Consider the following 19,190-nt stretch of genomic DNA (forward strand, 5'->3'; position numbering starts at 1 on the left):
TTCACAAGCTCTCAGGATGAGGGCGGAGGGAGGTCGCACTCATCGCATGGGGCCGGTTAGCCGCAGCCCGCTACAACCGCTCAGCAATTGTACGGTATACATCGACCGCCGGAAGCGGCCGTATCAAGCAGGCCGGCTTGCGCCTTCAGCCGTCACTCCGGCGTCAATACGATCTCGCTCAATATCTCCACAGGCGGAAACCGGACACAATCCGCGGCATCGAAACTTACGGAGAATTGCATCCGGTTTTCGTTCGCCCAGTCGATCGCGGCCTCTGATTTCGGCTTCGGCACTTTTGCGGCGATGGTGCAGTGAGGTACCCAGCTGCCGGGCCGATAGTGCTCGTGACAGTATGCGGGATTGATCTCCTTGTGCAGTGCCGCGTGCAGCAGGAAAAGCGTGTCGTCCACGATCGGCCGCGCCCATAAGACGAGAAACTCGTTCTCGAAATAGCCGATACCCGAAAAGTTCACGGTCACGGTTGACCGCGTACAGAAAACGCTCTCAAGCGCCTCGGCCAACCGATCGGATGCAAGCTCTTGATAGACGGCGAGGGTGAGATGCGGAGGATAGTTCAAAGCACGCATTGAAGCCGCCTCTTCGAGTGCCGCGGCTTCATCCCAGAGCTTGAAAACCGGGGAGGCAGTCTCGTTCAGACATTTGAGGCTGATCCCATAAGGCATTCGCGAGCGGTGTCCGGTCCATCCGCCTGAAACTTAAGCTGATATCGTGCCGATGTCGAGCGCGGGAATGGGTCACACGAAGGGCACGGCGCAGCGCTGTTCCTTGCATCAATCTTTGCCGCTATGCCGAGCGCCCGCCTCGTCCTTCGAGGCCCTGCGGGGCGCTTCAGGATGAGGCTCTCTTGGGTTGTTGGCGCGGGCTGCGGCGAGGGGCGGGATGCTCAGCTTTTTCCGACCAGGTGAATGCCGTTGATGCGATGTCTGACGGCCCTCTTGCCCTATTCCCGCGCCATCGCCCGCCAGGCGGCCGGCGGGGTGGCGAAGGCGCGGGAGAAGGCGCGGTTGAAGGCGGCTTCGGTGGCGTAGCCGGCGTCGTCGGCGATCGCCGCGATCGGCTGGCCCGAGGTGGCGAGCGCGACACTTGCGAGGTAGAGCCGCCAGTCCCTGATATAGCGGATCGGTGATGTCGAGAGCACCGATTGGAAGCGCTCGGCAAGCGCGCTGCGCGACAGGCGCGAGGCGGCAGCCAGGTCCTCCAGCGACCAGTTGCGGCCGGGATTGTAGTGAATGAGAGAGAGACAGCGCGACAGCGCCGGGTCGGCGAGCGCTGCCAGCCAGCCGACCGAGCGCGGCTCGGCCATCATGATCTGATGGCGCAGAATTTCGATGAAGATGATTTCGGTCAGCCGTGGCAGCATCGAGACGCCGCCGGCGCGCGGCCGATCGACCTCGTCGACCATCTGGCGGATGGTGGCGCGCAGCCAGTCGCCATCATTGGCGGCTCGCGTTCTGAGATGGATCAGCTTGGGCAGCGCTTGGCGCAACGGCGCGAAGTTCAACCCGTCCCACTGCAGATAGCCGCAGAGCAGCCGCACCTCTTGCGTCGCCTCGCCATAACGAAGCACAGGGATTTCGCGCCACGGCTTCGGCGGCAGGTCGTGGGTCGGCAGCACCTGCATGCCGTCTCTTCCGGCGCCGAGCTGATGCCCGGTGCCAAACGGAAAGACCAGCACGTCGCCCGACTCCAGATCGGTCTCTTCACCTTCGGTTTTCAGCCAGCAGTTGCCTGCAACGATGATGTGAAACGGCATCGCGCCCGCGGACCTCGCCGAAAGGTTTGCAAGCGACGGCGCGGCATCGGTCTGCCAGTCGCCCGTCGGCATGAAGCAAAACTGCAGCGATCCCGAAAGGCGGATTGTCGACAGCAGCGCCGACAGCACGTCATCGCGCGCAACACCCGCCGCGCCTGGATTTTCGGACAAGGCTTCACGCATTCCGGCCAAATACGCGCCCCGCGCATCCTCCTATGGTGAATAGGTCACTTCAACAGGGAGAATACTATGCAAACGCCAAGCGACAAACTGGTCGTGCTCATCACCAAGGGTATCGAATCCGAACTGTCTTCCGTCGCCTTCACCATCGCCAATGGCGGCATCACCGCCGGGCTGAAGGTCTCTGTGTTCCTCACCAGCACCGGGATCGACTTGGTGCGCAAGGGCGGCCAGCGGATGACGCATGTACCGCCACTCGATCCGCTGTCGATGCTGATCGAGAATTTCCAGCAGCGCGGCGGAACGATCTGGGCCTGCCCGCCCTGTGTGACTTCGCGCGGTTATACGCAGGAAGACATGCTCGACGGTGTCGTCATCGTCGGTGCCAGCGCCATGCATGCCGAGATCAGGCAAGGTGCGGCGACGCTGTCGTTCTGACTGAGAAAAGCCGGAGCCGGGCAGAAACGTCTGCGAAAACCTCCCGCCGTTGCACGAAACGATGGACCTGTGAGATTGTACATTCGGGATTGCATGATCAGGGCGGAGTGGCGGATGCGGCTGGGTGACATTCAGTCTGTTCTTCAAATCAGCGTTGCGTTGAATCTGGCGTATTTTTCGTTTCGCGAGATCCGTACGCCGGCTTTGAAGCAATACGATCGGGCCATGCGGCAGACCGACGAGACCATTGCGCGGGCTCTGGCGCTTTACAGATCGGTACCGAAACCGGAAAAGATCGTGCCGGGCAGCGAAGAGACAAGCGCGTGGATGACTGCGGATGTGGAGGCTCAGAAACTGAACCTTCATATCTGGAACCAGCGTGGTTCGCACGCGCCCTACAGCGAAAACATGTATTCTTACGATAAGGCTGTCAGCTACGCAGCGCTTGTCGTCGGCGCCATCGCTTTCGTTCTTCTGGTTCTGTGCTCTGCCTTTGCGGGAGAGGCCATCCGCATTCGCTATTTTCTCGGCGTCACCGGGATTTGCCTTCTTCCGACCGTGATGGCTGTCGCCTACAACTGGCTGATAGCAGGCATGGTGGAAAAAGAGATTGGCATCGTGAAGGACAGGGCGGTCGCTGTCGAACAGGAGATGCAGCGCTTTACGGAGAAGGTGCCACGCAAATATTTCTCCGCGCCGGCGCTATAGGACGTGAGGCTTGCAGCATGGTAGAGCGCGCGCATCCTTGCGCTCAACAATATACTTATGAGATTGTATCGATATACATGCGATGCTGCATGAGGGATGGCGCGAGGTTTCGATGACATCCGTGAGGGTTAACGATTTGTTGTCGGTGGCGGCGCAACCCGATGCCGCCGCCTTTGCCGCTTTTGCGGCAGACGGTTTTGCCGGCGTCATCAATGCCCGGCCGGATGGCGAGGAGCCGGAGCAGCCCGGCAATGCGGCGGAAAAGGCATCCGCCGCCGCGGCGGGGCTCGCCTACAGCTTCGTGCCGGTGAAAGGGGCCGAGATCACCGAGGCCGATATCCGCGCTTTCCAGATGGCGATGACGCAAGCGAAGGGGCCGGTCGTCGCTCATTGCAAGAGCGGCACACGGGCGCTGACGCTCTATGCGCTGGGTGAGGTGCTCGACGGGCGGATGCAGCCCGGGGAGGTTGAGGCCTTCGGTCAAAACCTCGGCTTCGATCTTGCCGGCGCGCGCCGATGGCTGGAAAAACGGGCAGGGCAGGCGGCTGAGCTGAAGGCCTTTTTCGAGCCGCGCACCTGCAGTGTGCAATATGTCGTCGCCGATCCGATGACGAAACGTTGCGCCATCATCGATCCGGTGCTCGATTTCGACGAGATGTCGGGTGCGACGGGGACGGCCAATGCCGACGCCATCCTCGCTCATATCGACAGAGAGGGGCTGACGGTCGAGTGGATCCTCGACACACATCCGCATGCCGATCATTTCTCCGCCGCGCATTACCTCAAAGGAAAGATCGGCGCGCCGACGGCGATCGGCGCCCATGTTACCGATGTCCAGCTGCTCTGGAAGGAAATCTACAATTGGCCGGCGCTCGAAACCGACGGCTCGCAATGGGACCGGCTGTTTGCCGATGGCGACACCTTCGAGATCGGCGGGCTCAAAGCCCGCGTGATGTTCTCGCCCGGGCACACGCTTGCCTCGGTGACCTACGTGATCGGCGACGCCGCCTTCGTGCACGACACTGTATTTACGCCGGATTCCGGCACGGCGCGCACCGATTTCCCCGGCGGCAGCGCCAGCGCCCTCTGGCACTCGATCCAGGTCATCCTGTCGCTGCCCGAGGAGACCCGGCTCTTTTCCGGCCACGACTATCAGCCCGGCGGCCGCCACCCGCGCTGGGAAAGCACGGTGGCCACCCAGAAAAGCGGCAACCCGCATATATCAGGCATCGACGAGGCCGGCTTTGTGGCGTTGCGCCAGGCGCGCGACCGGACGCTGCCGAAGCCGAAGCTGATGCTGCATGCGCTACAGGTCAATATTCGCGGCGGGCGGCTGCCCGAGCCCGAGGAGAACGGTCGGCGGTATCTGAAGATACCGCTGGATGCGTTGTAGGAGGGCAGGGAGCAGCGTTGCGGCGCGTACTTCGAGGCTTCGCCCTTCCGGGCTGCGCACCTCAGCATGAGGGAGGTTGGCGGATGCCGCACCCTCATGGCCAGCTTTGGGGGATGCGGCGGCGGCGCCCAAGAGAGCCTCATCCTGAGGTGTGTAGGCCATCGGCCGAAGCCTCGAAGGACGAGGCGGGTGCTCCATTTGCAGAGCTGGATGCGTCTGTAGCAAGGAGCAGCGTTGCGGCGCGCTTCGAGGCTTCGCCCTCTCGGGCTGCGCACCTCAGCATGAGGGACGTTGGCGGATGCCGCGCCCCACGACAGCGGGAACGGGAGAAAGCGGCGCCAACGCTCAAGAGAGCCTAATCCTGAGGGGCGAGGATGCAGGCATTGCACCGGCCAACAGCGCCCCTAGGTTCCGTCTCCATTTTCACCCACCCAAACCCAATCCTCCGCAATATTCATTGACGTCGTGCGGGCCGGTGACGTAACTCGGGGCGACGGTTCCCTGAAGATGACTCCAAGGGGATTAATAGGGAACACGGTGAGGACGACCCATTAGGGACCGAGACCGTGGCTGCCCCCGCAACTGTATGCGGATTGTCGATCATCTCAGGAGTGGCCAGCGCTGGCCATCTCTGAAGGGCTTACAGCCCTGCCACTGCGGGATATCGCGGGAAGGCGGATGAACCGACTTATATCCGCAAGCCAGGAGACCTGCCGTCAATCACGATCCAATCAACCGGGCGGGGATGCCCGGACAAGGAGCAGACATGATTGACCTTCTGAACCTTCGCCGAATTTCGGCATGCATCCGTCTCGATTGGGCCTCCTGCGGCTAGTGCACGCATCGGCATGCCTTCGGCCGCCCGTGCGGCATTGCCGTGCTTTTTTTTCTTCAATCGAGGTTTTTCATGCGCCAGATTCTCGCCACCATGACATTTGCCTTCGGGCTGATCGGCCTTGCGGCACCGAGCCTTGCCGCCACCCACTATCCCTTGACCGTCACCAATTGCGGTGAGCAGGTCACTTTCCAAAAGGCGCCGTCGAAGATCGTTTCGATCGGCCAGGGCATGACCGAAATTCTCTTCTCGCTCGGCCTTGCCGACAAGATCACCGGAACGGCCGTCTGGGTCGGGCCTGTGCTGCCGCAATATGCCGAGGCTAACAGCAAGATAAAGCGTCTCGCCGACAATGATCCGAGCTTCGAATCCGTCGTCGGGCAGGAGCCGGATCTGGTGGCGGCCGAGTTCGAATGGCATGTCGGCGCGCAGGGCTCCGTCGGCAAGCGAGAGCAGTTCAAGGATCTCGGGATCAATACCTATCTCGCGCCGGCCGATTGCGTCGCCAAGGTCAACACCGATGGCGGCGACGGTGTGCGCAAGGAATTGTTCACGATGGACCTGATCTATCGTGAGATCGCCGAGCTCTCGGAGATCTTCGACGTGACGGAGCGCGGCGATGCGCTGATCGCTGAATTGAAGAAGCGGGAGGCCAATGCCGTCGCCTCGATATCAGGCGCATCGGGCAAGAACCTGCCTGTCGTCTTCTGGTTCTCCAGCAAGGAGGTCAATGGCGATGCCTTCATCGCCGGCAAGAACAGCGCGCCTGCCTACATCCTGAAGGCGATCGGCGCCAGGAATGTCGTGACAACCGAAGAGGAATGGCCGCTGGTCGGCTGGGAAACCATTTCTCAGGCGAACCCCGCCGTCATCGTGCTCGCCACCATGGACCGGCGCCGCTACGCCGCCGACGATCCGAAGGTGAAGATCGATTTCCTCGAGAATGATCCTGTCACCAGGGAACTGGATGCGGTCAAGAACAGGCACTTCGTGATGATGGACGCGCAATCGATGAACCCGACGATCCGCACGATCGACGGCATCGAGACTTTGGCGGAGGGCATCAAGTCGTTCGGCCTCTCGCAGTGAAGGCAATGTCGGTCAGACAACACGGGTGGTGGGCGCTTATCGCGCTCACCATTGCCGCCCTTCTCCTTCTCGGGCTGATGATCAGTCTCGCCGTTTCGATCGGCGAGATCGCGATCCCGCTGGCGACGACGGCGGAGGCGGTGTCGAACCGGCTGTTCGGCACGGATTTCGAGCTCAGCCGCATTCATCAGGGTATCGTCTGGGATTACCGCCTGAGCCGGGCGCTGGTTGCGGCCAGCGCCGGCGCGTCGCTCTCGCTCTGCGGCGCCGTGCTGCAGGCGCTGCTGCGCAATCCGCTGGCCGAACCCTATGTGCTCGGCATCTCCGCCGGCGCCTCGACGGGAGCCGTCTGCGTGATGATCCTTGGCTTCGGCTACGGTGTTCTCGGCCTGTCGAGCGGCGCCTTCATCGGTGCGGTCATCGCGTTTCTGCTGGTCGGTTTCCTGGCGACGGGTGCGGGGGGAACCGGCGAGCGCATCATCCTGTGCGGCGTCGCCGGTTCGCAGCTCTTCAATGCGCTGACCTCCTACATCGTGACGACATCGGCGAATGCCGAGCAGGCGCGCGGCATCCTGTTCTGGCTTCTGGGTTCGCTCAGCGGTGTGCGCTGGCCGGATGTCTATCTCTCGGCGCCGATCGCGCTCACAGGCTTTACCATCTGCATGGCCCATGTCAGGGCGCTCGATGCCTTCGCCTTCGGCACGGATGCGGCCGCCTCGCTCGGCATCCCCGTGCGCCGCGTCCAGATCCTGCTGTTCGGCCTGACGGCGGCGATGACGGCAAGCGTCGTCAGCATGGTCGGCTCGATCGGCTTCGTCGGCCTGGTCATTCCGCATGCCGCCCGCTTCCTCGTCGGGCCGGGCCATCAGCGGCTGCTGCCGGCAACGGCGCTCGGCGGAGCGATCTACATGGTCGGCGCCGATATCATCTCGCGGATCATCATCCCGCAGCAGGTCCTGCCGATCGGCGTCGTTACCGCGCTCTTCGGCGCGCCCGCCTTCGCAGTCATCCTCTATCGCGTGCGGAGAAGTGCATGAGCATTACCATCGACGCGGTAAGTTTTGCCGCCGGCGACACCGTCATCGTCAACGGCGTCAGCCTGACGGTGGCAAAGGGCAAGGTGCTCGGTCTGCTCGGGCCGAACGGCTCCGGCAAATCGAGCCTGCTGAGGCTGATCTGTCGGCTGCGCAAGGTCCGCAGCGGCATCATCCGGCTGGGCGAAGACGATATCGCCTCGCTGTCGCGCGCAGCCCTTGCGCGGCGCATCGCCTTCGTTGAGCAGCAGTCGACAACCGATACGCAGCTGACAGTGCGCGACGTGGTGCGGCTCGGCCGCACGCCGCATCGCGGGTTGCTTTCGCCCTGGGGGGCGGAGGACGATGCCGCGGTCGACGAGGCCTTGTTGCGGGTCGACATGCGGGAGAGGGCGGGTCAGCTCTGGCAGACGCTGTCGGGCGGCGAGCGCCAGCGTGTCCATATCGCGCGCTCGCTGGCGCAGGCGCCGAGCGAGTTGCTGCTCGACGAGCCGACCAACCATCTCGATATCCAGCACCAGCTCGACATTCTCCAGTTGATTTCGAAGCTCGGCATCACCTGCATCGTCGCGCTGCATGACCTCAACCTAGCGGCAATGTTCTGCGACAGCCTGGCGGTGCTTCAGAAGGGCGAGGTCGTCGCCTCGGGCGCGCCGGAAGATGTGCTGACGGAGGATATGATCGGCCGGGTTTTCGGCGTGCGCGCCCATGTCCAGAAATCGGCCGTGCATGGCCGGCATCATATCCAATACGTCATGGATTGAACGGCCAGGAATTTCGTTCTCAGGGAGAGGCTTATTGGCCTTCTTCCTGGACTGGCGTATGATTTCATGGAACTTGTGCCCGGCCGGTCGAACGGAGTTTCGCGATGCTCGAAAGAAATCAGTTTCCCCTGCGCCCTGCCGTTCCGGGTTTCGCCGTCGCCTGGGTCGCCATCATTTCGGGTGCGAGCGTCGCTCTCAGCCTGATTTTTGCCTGCGTGACGCCCTTCGTGGCCTTGGCGGCGGTATCGGCGGTCATTCTTCCCCGGCGGATGGCGATGACGGCGGTTTTGCTGGCCTGGCTCGTCAACCAGATGGTCGGATATTTCGTGCTCGGTTATCCCCAGACTTGGGACAGCTATGCCTGGGGTCTGACGATCGGCATTGCTGCATTTGCCTCCCTGGCCGCAGCGCTTGGAGTGCTTCGTCTTAAGGCCGACCCTTGCCGTCACCGCGGCCGGCGCCTTCATGGCGGGCTTCGTCGCCTATGAAGGCGTCCTCTTCGCCGCAACGGCGGTGCTTCCGTCAGGCGAGGGCGCGTTTTCGGCATCGGTCGTGGCAAATGTTCTGTTGATCAATTCTATCGCCGCGATCGGGCTCAGCTGCCTTCATGCCGGTGCGGCGGCCGGCCGTGCGCTCGTTGCAAGACCGCCGGGGCCGGCGCTGCCTTAAGCTGCGCGGTTTCGGACGACCGAGGCTTCGCCCTGCGGGCTACACGCCTCAGGATAAAGGGCGTTGGAGGTTGCGGCGCCCGGGCGCCGCGGGTTTGCTGCTATTCCAGCGCAGTCACTGCAGTTGCCAATACGCCAAAGTCCAAGAGCCTCATCCCGTAGAGGCTTGTCGTTATATCCGCCAACCGCTATCTGGTGCTGACCCAGGCGGACCCGCCGCAAACGACAAGGCCTTTCATGATCCCCGATTTCCTCGTCACCCATTCCGGTGGCTTCCATGCCGACGAATTGCTGTCGAGCGTCATCCTGACCCGGCTTTTCCCGCAGGCGCGTATCGTCCGCAGCCGGGCGCCGGAATGGATCACGCCGGGCAAGGACCGGATCATCTACGATGTCGGCGGCGCCTATGACCCGGATGCCGGGATATTCGATCATCACCAGCGCGCCGCGCCGTTGCGCGACGATGGCCAGCCTTACAGCTCGTTCGGCTTGATCTGGAAGCATTACGGCCGCGACTATCTCGTAGCCTCCGGCCTTCCCGAACTACATGTCGAGGCGGTGCTTAGCTCCTTCGATGCCGGCTTCGTGCTGCCGATCGATCTGACCGACAACGGTACGCTCAGCCCCTCGGGACCGCTGGCGGGGCTCACGCTGCCGGCGCTGCTGGAAACCCTGAAACCGGTTTTCGACGAAGCGGAACCCGAGGCAGACGATCGCGACTTCCACGCGGCTCTCGCCATTGCCCGCAGTTTCGTGGAGGCGAGGATCGCCCAGAGTGCCGCAAAATTACGGGCTGAGGCCATGGTGCATCGGGCAATCGAGGCTGCGGGGCAAGGGCGTGTTCTGGAATTGCCTAGGGGAATGCCCTTCCGTCCCGCCATCGTCAAGGCGGGCGCCGATCACCTGCTGTTCGTCGTCCACCCGCGCGAAAAGGATTGGTGCGTGACCGGCATCCGCCGCGCCGAGGAGGGCTTCGAGCTCAGGGCCGATCTGCCGGTAGCCTGGGCCGGTCTTGCCAACGGAGAGCTGGAGGCGGTTTGCGGCGTAGAGGGGGCGACCTTCTGCCACAACGGCCGCTTCATCGCCGCCGCCAGAACCCGCGAGGCGACGCTTGCCATGGCCGAGTTGGCGGTAAAGGAAGCGCTTTCGATCGGGGTGTGATGCCAGTTATCCGCGTCGGGTCCACCTGGTAATAGATGGGTTCAGGTGACCCAAATGTGGAGGCGATTGACTTGCATCCGCGAAGGACTAAGCTTTGAGCCATAACAACCACCACCCACGCGAGAGATAATGGTGTGAGTGGCTGGCGACCTTGAGGAGGATGAGGTTTGCCATGGATTACCGTGTTGTTTTGCTGATTGGTGCAGCTGTGACTGCCCTTATGTCCGGTAACGCCGGGGCGCAGGAGGGTGATGCGACGGCTGGCGCCACCGTTTTCAAAAAATGTGCGACCTGTCATATCGCCGAGTCCGATACGAACAAGGTCGGCCCGTCGCTGAACAAGCTGTTCGGCAGGAAGGCGGGAACGCATCCCGATTTCGCCTATTCGCCCGGCATGAAGGCGGCCGGCGAAGGCGGTCTCGTCTGGGACGAGACGGTGCTGCGTGACTATCTGCACAATCCGAAAGCGAAGGTGAAGGGCACGAAGATGGCCTTTGTCGGCGTCAAGGACGACCAGGAGATCACCGATCTCATCGCCTATCTCAAGCAATATTCCCAGTGAGGTGGAATACTCCAAATGACGGTTCGCGGCCGACGGCGCATGCCTAAATTGCCGTAATTGCCGATATTTTCTATCTGTGCGATAATAAACACGGACTTTTTGCGGAATGCGGTTTCACGGGTCAACCTGCTCGAGGAGGAGCGGAAATGGCTGTCGTGCTGATCCTCGTCCTGATTGTCGTCGGCTCCGTGCTGTTCCATGTGCTGAGCCCGTGGTGGTGGACGCCGATTGCGTCCAACTGGACCTATATCGACAGTACCCTCGTCATCACCTTCTGGATCACCGGCATCGTTTTCGTGGCGGTGGTTTCGTTCATGGCCTACTGTGTCTTCCGCTTCCGCCACAAGCCTGGCAACCGGGCGCATTATGAGCCCGAGAACCGCCGGCTGGAATTGCTGCTGGCAGGGGGAACGGCGGTCGGCGTCGCGGCGATGCTGGCGCCCGGCCTCATTGTGTGGAACCAGTTCATCACGGTGCCCGCCGATGCCGCATCGGTGGAGGTCGTCAGCCAACAGTGGCTGTGGAGCTTCCGCCTGCCGGGCGCGGACGGAAAGCTCGGCCGTGCGGAGACGCGCGACGTCACGCCTGACAATCCGCTCGGCCTCGACAAGAACGACGCAAGCGGCCTCGACGACGTCATCATCGAAGGCGGCGAGCTGCATCTGCCGATCGGCAAGCCGGTGCACATATTGCTGCGCTCCGTCGATGTGCTCCACGATTTCTACGTGCCGGAATTCCGCGCCAAGATGGACATGATCCCCGGCATGATCACCTATTTCTGGCTGACGCCGACGCGGACGGGGACCTTCGAGATCCTCTGTGCCGAACTCTGCGGCGTCGGCCACCCGCAAATGCGCGGCACCGTCGTCGTCGACGACGACGCGGACTACCAGACCTGGCTCGGGCAGCAGCAGACATTCACTCAGTTGACGGCGTCATCGGGAGAGCCGCCGCCGGCAAACTGAACCCGGCGGGAAGCGTGCCGGTTCGAGGAACCGGCGGGGGAAAGGGAAGAGAGATCATGGTCGAGATTCCATCCGGCAGCATCCCCTCCGCTGAAGTCGAGGATGTCGAACTTTATCATCCACACAGCTGGTGGACCAAATATGTGTTCAGCCAGGATGCCAAGATTATCGCCGTGCAATATTCGATCACGGCCATCTCGATCGGCCTGGTGGCGCTGGTGCTCTCCTGGCTGATGCGGATTCAGCTCGCCTTTCCCGGCGCGCTCTCCTTCATCGATGCCGATCACTATTACCAGTTCATCACCATGCACGGCATGATCATGGTGATCTATCTGCTGACCGCGCTCTTCCTCGGCGGCTTCGGCAATTACCTCATTCCGCTGATGGTCGGCGCGCGCGACATGGTATTTCCCTACGCGAACATGCTGAGCTACTGGATTTATCTGCTTGCGGTGCTGATCCTGGTTGCCGGCTTTTTCGCCCCCGGCGGCCCAACGGGGGCCGGCTGGACGCTTTATCCACCGCAATCGGTTCTGTCCGGCACGCCAGGCGGCAAGGACTGGGGCATCCTGCTGATGCTCACCTCGCTGATCGTCTTCATCATCGGCTTCACCATGGGCGGGCTGAATTATGTGGTGACGGTGCTGCAGGGCCGGGCGCGCGGCATGACGCTGATGCGGATGCCGCTCACCGTCTGGGGCATCTTCACCGCCACCGTGATGGCGCTCTTGGCCTTTCCCGCGCTTTTCGTCGCCTGCGTCATGATGCTGTTTGACCGCGTGCTCGGCACCAGCTTCTTCATGCCCGCCATCGTCGAAATGGGCACGCAGCTTCAGCATGGCGGCGGCAGCCCGATCCTGTTCCAGCATCTGTTCTGGTTCTTTGGCCATCCGGAGGTCTATATTGTCGCCCTGCCGGCCTTCGGCATCGTTTCGGACCTGATCAGCACGCATGCGCGCAAGAACATCTTCGGCTACCGCATGATGGTCTGGGCGATCGTCATCATCGGTGCGCTCAGCTTCGTCGTCTGGGCGCACCACATGTATGTCAGCGGCATGAACCCGGCCTTCGGCTTCTTCTTCGCCACCACGACGCTGATCATTGCCGTGCCCACGGCGATCAAGGTCTACAACTGGGTGCTGACGCTGTGGCGCGGCGACATCCACCTGACGCTGCCGATGCTTTTTGCGCTCGCCTTCATCGTCACCTTCGTCAATGGCGGCCTGACGGGGCTGTTCCTCGGCAATGTCGTCGTCGACGTGCCGCTGTCGGATACGATGTTCGTCGTCGCGCATTTCCACATGGTCATGGGTGTGGCGCCGATCCTCGTTATCTTCGGGGCGATCTATCATTGGTATCCGAAGGTGACGGGACGCATGCTGGACGAGGTGCTCGGCCAGATCCATTTCTGGATCACCTTCCTCGGCACCTATGCGATCTTCTTTCCGATGCATTATCTCGGCCTGCTCGGCGTGCCCAGGCGCTATTTCGAGATGGGAGAGACGGCCTTCGTTCCGCCTTCGGCCCATACGCTGAACATCTTCATCACGGTCATGGCGCTGGTCGTCGGCGCCGGGCAGATGGTCTTCCTGTTCAATCTGGTCTGGAGCCTTTTCCGGGGCAGGGAGGCCGGCGGCAATCCATGGCGGGCAACGACGCTCGAATGGCAGACGCCGCAGACGCCGCCGGCGCACGGCAATTGGGGCAAGGACCTGCCGGTCGTCTACCGCTGGGCATATGATTACAGCGTGCCGGGGGCGGCCGAAGATTTCATTCCGCAGAATGTGCCGGCAAGCGATGGCGTCACCCGCGAGGTTCCGGCATGAACGTCATCCTGCTCTTCCTTGCCGCAGTCGGCGCCATCATCTTCTGGTGGCTTTCCGGGCAGCGGCTGACCTCGAAGCCCTGGCTGGAGACCGGGTCGCTGCAGCTGCCGGATCATCATAGCGCCGATCGACAATCCGTGCCGGCGGTGAAAATCGGCCTCTTCGTGTTTCTCGGCGTCGTCGGTGCGCTCTTCAGCCTCGCTGTCAGCGCTTATTTCATGCGCATGGCGTCGGCGGACTGGTGGGGGTTGCCGGTTCCGCGTCTGCTCTGGGTGAACACAGCAGCACTTGCCTTGAGCAGCGCTGCGCTGCAATGGGCCAAACGAGAAGCGCGGCACGGCCGCACGGAAGCCCTGCGGCCGGCGCTTGTGACAGGACTTGCCCTTGCGGTCTTCTTCCTCGTCGGACAAATCCAGGCTTGGCGGGAACTGACGGCAGCCGGTTACGTGCTTGCCGACAATCCCGCCAACAGCTTCTTCTACATGCTGACCGGCCTGCACGGATTGCATATCCTCGGCGGGCTCGCCGTGCTGGCGCATACGACGGTCAGGGCGTTTTCATCAGACGTCGCGCCGGAGAGGCTGCGCCTCAGCGTCGATCTTTCCGCCATCTATTCGCATTTCATGCTCGCCGTATGGCTTCTGCTCTTTGCGCTTTTTGCCGGGTGGGCGAATGATTTCGTCGATCTCTGCCGCACATTGCTGAATTAGGGGCTGAAATAGAGGCTGAAATAGGCGTTGAACCAGGGGCCGAATTAGGAGGTTGCATATGGCACAGACTATCGAGACGCACGGCGAGCCGGACCTCAGGCCCGTCGGTCTGCGCGGTGTCGCCGCCGATTTCAGCTCGGATCAGCGCGCCTTCAAGACGGCCTCCTGGGGCAAGGCGATGATGTGGATCTTTCTGCTCAGCGACACCTTCGTCTTCGGCTGCTTCCTGATCGCCTATATGACCGCCCGCATGTCGACGCCGGTCGCGTGGCCCAATCCGAGCGAGGTCTTCGCGCTGCATATCGGCGGGCAGGACGTGCCGCTGATTCTGATCGCAATCATGACCTTCGTGCTGATCTCAAGCAGCGGCACCATGGCGATGGCGGTCAATTTCGGTTATCGCCGCGATCGCCACAAGACGGCGATGCTGATGCTGCTGACTGCACTTCTCGGCGCATGCTTTGTCGGCATGCAGGCCTTCGAATGGACCAAGCTGATCACCGAAGGCGTGCGCCCCTGGGAGAATCCGTGGGGGGCAGCACAGTTCGGATCGACATTTTTCATGATCACCGGCTTTCACGGCACCCACGTGACGATCGGCGTCATCTTCCTCCTCATCGTCGCCCGCAAGGTCTGGCGGGGCGATTTCGACGAGGAACGGCGCGGCTTTTTCACCAGCCGGAGAGGGCGCTACGAGGCTGTCGAGATCATGGGCCTCTACTGGCACTTCGTCGACCTGGTCTGGGTCTTCATCTTCGCGTTTTTTTATCTGTGGTGAGGTCGTCATGAACGAGACAACGGCGCATGCACATATCCAAACGGCGCATGCACAAAAGCACACCGGGCAGCAGCACCCGATCCGGCTCTATCTCCTCGTCTGGGGCCTGCTCTTCGTGCTCAGCGCCTGTTCCTACATGGTCGATTATCTCGGCATCCAGAGCTATCCCAGGTGGACGCTGATCATTGTGTTCATGATGCTGAAGGCCGGGCTGATCGTCGCCGTCTTCATGCACATGGCCTGGGAGCGGCTGGCGCTGGTCTACGCCATCCTGCTGCCGCCGGTGCTGGTGCTGGTTTTCGTCGCGCTGATGGTATCGGAAGCGGACTATACGATCTTCACCCGGCTCGCCTTCTTTGGGGCTGGGCCGTAGGCCTCGGTCATCGGCTTCCGAATTTTTATCGAATGGACTATTTCAACCGGAAGCAATTATGGCCGAGATTTTGCTGTTCCACCACGCACAGGGATTGACCCCTGGAGTGCGTGCCTTCGCCGACGAGATCAGGGCGGCCGGCCACATCGTGCACACGCCTGATCTGTTCGGCGGGCGCATATTCCTCAGCATCGAGGAGGGCCTTGCTCATATCGGCGAAATCGGCTTCGACGCCGTCAGGGAGCGCGGCGTCCGGGTCGCTGACCAACTGCCGCCCGAACTGGTCTATGCCGGGTTCTCCTTCGGCGTTGTTCCGGCGCAGAAGCTGGCACAAACACGGCGGGGTGCTCGCGGCGCCCTGCTTTTCTACTCCTGCCTGCCGATCAGCGGCGAATGGGCTTTTGGACCCTGGCCGGACGGTGTTGCGGTCCAGATCCATGGTATGGACAACGATCCGATCTTTGTCGGCGAGGGTGATATCGACGCCGCCCGCGAGATCGTGGCGAAGGTCGAGGACGCGGAGCTTTTCCTCTATCCCGGCGATCAGCACTATTTCGCCGACAGTTCGCTTCCATCCTATGACGCGGATGCGACTGCGCTCCTCACCACCAGAGTGCTTGAGTTCCTGCGTCGCCTCTGAGGATGCTGGGCGATTGAACGGCCCCATCCCGGCGTCAGCCTGTCGCTCATCGAGCAATCAATCAGCATGCAGCAGCGGCGAGACCCTCAGCGTCTCGACCATGTGGTCGATGAAGGCGCGAACGCGATGGGGGATGGGGCCGCCGGCAACGTGGACGGCGTGAATCAGCTCCAAGTCTCCCGGGTTGCAATCCTCCAGCAAGGCGACAAGGCTTCCCTCGGCAATTTCGGCCGCAACGTGGAACCGGCCGAGACGGGCGATGCCAGCGCCGGTAAGCGCCATCTGCTTCATCGTCTCGCCATTGTTGACCACCAGGCTTCCCGACACCGGCTGTTCGATATCCTTGCCGTCGCAGCGGAAGGGCCATGACGGCCGGGCGCGGCGGAAGCTGAAGGTCAGGCAATCGTGATGTTCGAGATCGGCCGGGATCTGCGGCCGCGTCTTCCGCGCAAGGTAGGATGGCGAGGCGCAGACGACGCGCCGGGACTGGCCGAGCTTGCGGGCGATCAGGCCGCTATCCGGAAGGTTTCCCATGCGAATGGCGACGTCGGTCTTCTCGGCGACCAGATCGACGATACCGTCGGTGAGGCTGAGCTCGACGATGAGATCGGGGTTGCGGGCGACGAAATCAGGCATGGCGGGTGCGACGAACATTGTTCCGAGGGGCACTGTGACGCTGACGCGCAGCCGGCCGCGAACGGCGCCGCCCGCCGCTTCCTGATCGGCGTCGTTCAGATCCTGCAGGATTCTGAGTGCCGCGCGATGATAGGCTTCGCCTTCCTCCGTCAACGTCAGGGCGCGCGTGGTGCGCAGCAGCAGGCGCGTTCCGAGCCGCTCTTCCAGCCGGGCAATCAGTTTGCTGACGGCGGACGGAGTGATTTCGAGGCTGCGGGCTGCGGCCGAAAAGCCGCCCTCCTGGACCACGCGGGCGAAGACTTCCATCTCGCCTGAACGGTCCATCAGAACGCGCATCATTGAGGAATCTCGTTCACAGGTGCATGTCCATTTCAGGCAATAGTTCTTTGTCTTCTCAGATCATAAATTGATCCGGAACGCAATTTGGAGACCTGATCATGGACTTGAAACTGACCGACAGGACTGCACTTGTCACCGGCGGCACCGCCGGTATCGGGCTGGAAATCGCCCGCGCGCTCGCCACCGAAGGCGCACGCGTCATCATCACCGGCCGCGACCGGGGTAAACTCGACACTGCCATTGCCGATATAACGGCATCGGGCGCCAAAGGCGTCAGCGGTATTTTGGCCGATGCCGGTACCGGTGAGGGCGTTGCCGAGATCGCCAAGGCGGCACCGTCCATCGATGTCCTGGTCAATAATCTCGGCATCTATGAAAGCAAAGCATTCAACGACATCAGCGATGCCGACTGGAGCCGCGTCTTCGAAGTCAATGTGATGAGCGGCGTGCGCCTGTCACGCATCTATCTGCCCGGCATGCTCGAGCGGAACTGGGGCCGGATCATCTTCATCTCGAGTGAATCCGCGCTCGCCATCCCGCAGGACATGATCCATTACGCCACGACCAAGACGGCACAGCTTTCGATTTCACGTGGATTGGCACAGTTGACGCGCGGCACCAACGTCACGGTCAATTCGGTACTGCCCGGGCCGACCCGATCCGACGGCATCGAAGCCTTCCTGCGCGGCCAGGCGAGCGATCCTTCCGCGCCGATCAAGCAGATCGAGGCCGAATTCTTCGCAACCGCACGCTCTGCCTCGATCCTGCAACGCATGGTGGAGGCCGAGGAGGTGGCAAGCCTGGTCGCTTATCTCGCGAGCCCCCGTTCCTCCGCTACCAATGGCGCTGCACTCCGTGCCGAAGGCGGCCTCGTCAACACCATCTCATAAGGGATGGCGTGACCGACACACCACTGACGATCACAGCCGTCACCTTTGCCGAAGGGAGCAAGGAGGCGGCCGTGGCCGCGGCCGGGCTCCTGACGAGCACAGGATCAGCGCGGAGAGGCGGGGCCAAAAAATCCCCATCTAAAACGCGTCCTAGAACATGATGGAGGTCGCGCCGGGTGACGATCTCGGCAATGATGGCCATCAATTCGCCACTCCCGATCCTGCCAGGCCATGCTGTTCATTCCGCTTCCTTTCGTTGTTGCCCTTCTGCTGCTCATCCTGTTCGTCACCGTCCTCAGGCGCGACGAGGAGGCGGCGCCGAACCGGCCATTTCTGGCGCTGATCCTGCTCAGCGTGCTGCAATCCATCCTCTCCGGCCTGCGCTGGGGATATGGGATGCAGGCAGTCGCCGTGATCGCGCCCGTCATCGCGGCGATGGTGCCGCCATTGGCCTATGCCGGAGTCTCCAGGCTGGTGAGGACCAGCCTGCGGCCACTGCGGCAGCGGATTGCGCTGCATGCAATACCCGCCGCCGTCATCCTGCTGTTGATGACGTTCTGGCGCGACGCGATCGATATCGCGCTGGTGCTTGTCTTTGTCGGCTATGCCCTGGCGATCCTGCTTCTGATGCGTCCGGGCGCGGATGCGCTTCGGCTCGCGCCCTTCGAAGGAGCGGTGCCAGCCTACCGGGCAATCATCTTCACGGCGGCGGCACTCTGCCTGTCTGCCTCGGTCGATATTTTCGTCTTTCTAGACTTCACCTGGGCGCATGGCGAGCATGCTGTGACGGTGATCAGCGTCAGTAACCTCGCCGCCCTCGTCTTCCTCGGCATCGCTGCGGCGGCCGCCAGTCGAAGCCGGGCGCCGGCCGAGACGACGGATGCGGCACCCCGGCCCGAAACGACCGAAGACAAGGAGACAATCGCCGCGGTCGATGCGCTGATGGAGGCAAAGAAGCTTTATCGCGACGCCAATCTCAATCTCGACCGGCTGGCCCGCAAGGCCGGCATTCCCGCGCGCCAGATCTCGGCGGCGATCAACCGGGCGATGGACAAGAACGTCTCGCAATATGTCAATGATTACAGGATCGGCGAGGCCTGCCGGCTGCTTGCCGGCAGCGAAAAACCGGTGACCGAGGTAATGTTCGAAGTCGGCTTCCAGACCAAGTCCAACTTCAACCGCGAATTCCGGCGGGTGACGGATATGACGCCGGTTGCGTGGCGGCAGAGGAAGGGGTGAGGGCTGTGTTTCCTCGGCAATGGATGGGCTGTAATGGCCAGCCCCGCCCTCGTCCTTCGGCTCCGGCCTTTGGCGGCTAATCGTGGTGGTGATGGCTGGTGGGCTGATCGTTGGGCCGTGTTTGCAGACTGGGCTCTGGCGTGCTGCGCTGCGTTCCGATGAGGCAAGCCGCACCTTCTCTCCGCCCT

18 protein-coding genes, 2 pseudogenes and 1 riboswitch are annotated in these 19,190 nt (G+C 62.3%); of the genes and pseudogenes, 17 read left to right on the forward strand and 3 right to left on the reverse strand.

Features of this window, described 5'->3' with window-relative positions; translation table 11 throughout:
* Positions 1 to 152 precede the first annotated feature (152 nt).
* Positions 153 to 683 (reverse strand): 2'-5' RNA ligase family protein, encoded by a 531-nt coding sequence (locus tag RCCGE510_RS12985; protein WP_007630563.1) that lies wholly within the window; start codon positions 681 to 683, stop codon positions 153 to 155.
* A 278-nt stretch (positions 684 to 961) separates the two neighbouring features.
* Positions 962 to 1,957, reverse strand: coding sequence for an AraC family transcriptional regulator (locus RCCGE510_RS12990; RefSeq protein WP_037078575.1), 996 nt, complete (start codon positions 1,955 to 1,957; stop codon positions 962 to 964).
* A gap of 66 nt (positions 1,958 to 2,023) precedes the next feature.
* Between RCCGE510_RS12990 and RCCGE510_RS12995 the strand changes: the two genes are divergently transcribed.
* The 15 genes and pseudogenes from RCCGE510_RS12995 to RCCGE510_RS13070 all read left to right on the forward strand — a co-directional run bounded on the left by RCCGE510_RS12995 (position 2,024) and on the right by RCCGE510_RS13070 (position 15,898).
* A complete protein-coding gene (locus tag RCCGE510_RS12995; protein WP_007630569.1) occupies positions 2,024 to 2,392 on the forward strand; it encodes a DsrE family protein in 369 nt (122 codons plus the stop codon).
* Between the two features lie 114 nt (positions 2,393 to 2,506).
* Positions 2,507 to 3,100: a hypothetical protein gene (locus tag RCCGE510_RS13000; RefSeq protein WP_007630571.1), complete on the forward strand. Its 594-nt coding sequence runs from the start codon at positions 2,507 to 2,509 to the stop codon at positions 3,098 to 3,100.
* Between the two features lie 112 nt (positions 3,101 to 3,212).
* Entirely contained in the window at positions 3,213 to 4,493 is a 1,281-nt protein-coding gene (gene blh / locus RCCGE510_RS13005) for a bifunctional sulfur transferase/dioxygenase Blh (RefSeq protein ID WP_007630573.1), read from the forward strand.
* 477 nt (positions 4,494 to 4,970) lie between these two features.
* Positions 4,971 to 5,226, forward strand: a riboswitch (cobalamin riboswitch).
* A gap of 174 nt (positions 5,227 to 5,400) precedes the next feature.
* Positions 5,401 to 6,417 carry an ABC transporter substrate-binding protein gene (locus RCCGE510_RS13015; RefSeq protein WP_007630576.1) on the forward strand — a complete coding sequence of 339 codons (1,017 nt, stop codon included), beginning with the start codon at positions 5,401 to 5,403 and terminating at the stop codon, positions 6,415 to 6,417.
* The gene (locus RCCGE510_RS13020) at positions 6,414 to 7,454 is read left to right on the forward strand and encodes an iron ABC transporter permease (protein ID WP_037078578.1); all 1,041 of its coding nucleotides are present in this window, start codon (positions 6,414 to 6,416) and stop codon (positions 7,452 to 7,454) included. The genes RCCGE510_RS13015 and RCCGE510_RS13020 overlap by 4 nt, the downstream gene beginning before the upstream one ends.
* Entirely contained in the window at positions 7,451 to 8,215 is a 765-nt protein-coding gene (locus RCCGE510_RS13025) for an ABC transporter ATP-binding protein (RefSeq protein ID WP_007630579.1), read from the forward strand. The genes RCCGE510_RS13020 and RCCGE510_RS13025 overlap by 4 nt, the downstream gene beginning before the upstream one ends.
* 104 nt (positions 8,216 to 8,319) lie before the next feature.
* Positions 8,320 to 8,884 (forward strand): annotated as a pseudogene (locus RCCGE510_RS13030) (hypothetical protein).
* Positions 8,885 to 9,120: 236 nt separating this feature from the next.
* Positions 9,121 to 10,044: an MYG1 family protein gene (locus RCCGE510_RS13035; RefSeq protein WP_007630580.1), complete on the forward strand. Its 924-nt coding sequence runs from the start codon at positions 9,121 to 9,123 to the stop codon at positions 10,042 to 10,044.
* A gap of 172 nt (positions 10,045 to 10,216) precedes the next feature.
* On the forward strand, positions 10,217 to 10,606 hold the full coding sequence (locus tag RCCGE510_RS13040; RefSeq protein ID WP_007630581.1) for a cytochrome c family protein: 390 nt from the start codon (positions 10,217 to 10,219) through the stop codon (positions 10,604 to 10,606).
* A gap of 146 nt (positions 10,607 to 10,752) precedes the next feature.
* On the forward strand, positions 10,753 to 11,571 hold the full coding sequence (locus tag RCCGE510_RS13045) for a cytochrome c oxidase subunit II (RefSeq protein WP_007630582.1): 819 nt from the start codon (positions 10,753 to 10,755) through the stop codon (positions 11,569 to 11,571).
* Between the two features lie 56 nt (positions 11,572 to 11,627).
* The gene (ctaD, locus tag RCCGE510_RS13050) at positions 11,628 to 13,397 is read left to right on the forward strand and encodes a cytochrome c oxidase subunit I (RefSeq protein WP_007630587.1); all 1,770 of its coding nucleotides are present in this window, start codon (positions 11,628 to 11,630) and stop codon (positions 13,395 to 13,397) included.
* Positions 13,394 to 14,107: a cytochrome c oxidase subunit 3 gene (locus RCCGE510_RS13055; RefSeq protein WP_007630588.1), complete on the forward strand. Its 714-nt coding sequence runs from the start codon at positions 13,394 to 13,396 to the stop codon at positions 14,105 to 14,107. The genes ctaD and RCCGE510_RS13055 overlap by 4 nt, the downstream gene beginning before the upstream one ends.
* Before the next feature lie 58 nt (positions 14,108 to 14,165).
* Positions 14,166 to 14,885, forward strand: a complete 720-nt coding sequence (locus tag RCCGE510_RS13060) for a heme-copper oxidase subunit III family protein (RefSeq protein ID WP_007630589.1) — start codon at positions 14,166 to 14,168, stop codon at positions 14,883 to 14,885.
* A gap of 7 nt (positions 14,886 to 14,892) precedes the next feature.
* Positions 14,893 to 15,258: a cytochrome C oxidase subunit IV family protein gene (locus RCCGE510_RS13065; RefSeq protein WP_007630590.1), complete on the forward strand. Its 366-nt coding sequence runs from the start codon at positions 14,893 to 14,895 to the stop codon at positions 15,256 to 15,258.
* 58 nt (positions 15,259 to 15,316) lie between these two features.
* Entirely contained in the window at positions 15,317 to 15,898 is a 582-nt protein-coding gene (locus RCCGE510_RS13070; protein ID WP_007630591.1) for a dienelactone hydrolase family protein, read from the forward strand.
* Positions 15,899 to 15,955: 57 nt separating this feature from the next.
* Here RCCGE510_RS13070 and RCCGE510_RS13075 read toward each other — a convergent pair whose 3' ends face one another.
* Complete coding sequence (locus RCCGE510_RS13075) at positions 15,956 to 16,873, reverse strand: LysR family transcriptional regulator (RefSeq protein WP_007630592.1); 918 nt, start codon at positions 16,871 to 16,873, stop codon at positions 15,956 to 15,958.
* 98 nt (positions 16,874 to 16,971) lie between these two features.
* Here RCCGE510_RS13075 and RCCGE510_RS13080 point away from each other — a divergent pair, with 98 nt between their 5' ends.
* Positions 16,972 to 17,763, forward strand: a complete 792-nt coding sequence (locus RCCGE510_RS13080; RefSeq protein WP_007630594.1) for an SDR family oxidoreductase — start codon at positions 16,972 to 16,974, stop codon at positions 17,761 to 17,763.
* 191 nt (positions 17,764 to 17,954) lie between these two features.
* A pseudogene (locus RCCGE510_RS13085) lies at positions 17,955 to 19,002 on the forward strand (AraC family transcriptional regulator).
* The last annotated feature ends 188 nt before the right edge of the window (positions 19,003 to 19,190 follow it).

Source organism: Rhizobium sp. CCGE 510, assembly GCF_000292525.1.
In the GTDB taxonomy this organism is placed as follows: domain Bacteria; phylum Pseudomonadota; class Alphaproteobacteria; order Rhizobiales; family Rhizobiaceae; genus Rhizobium.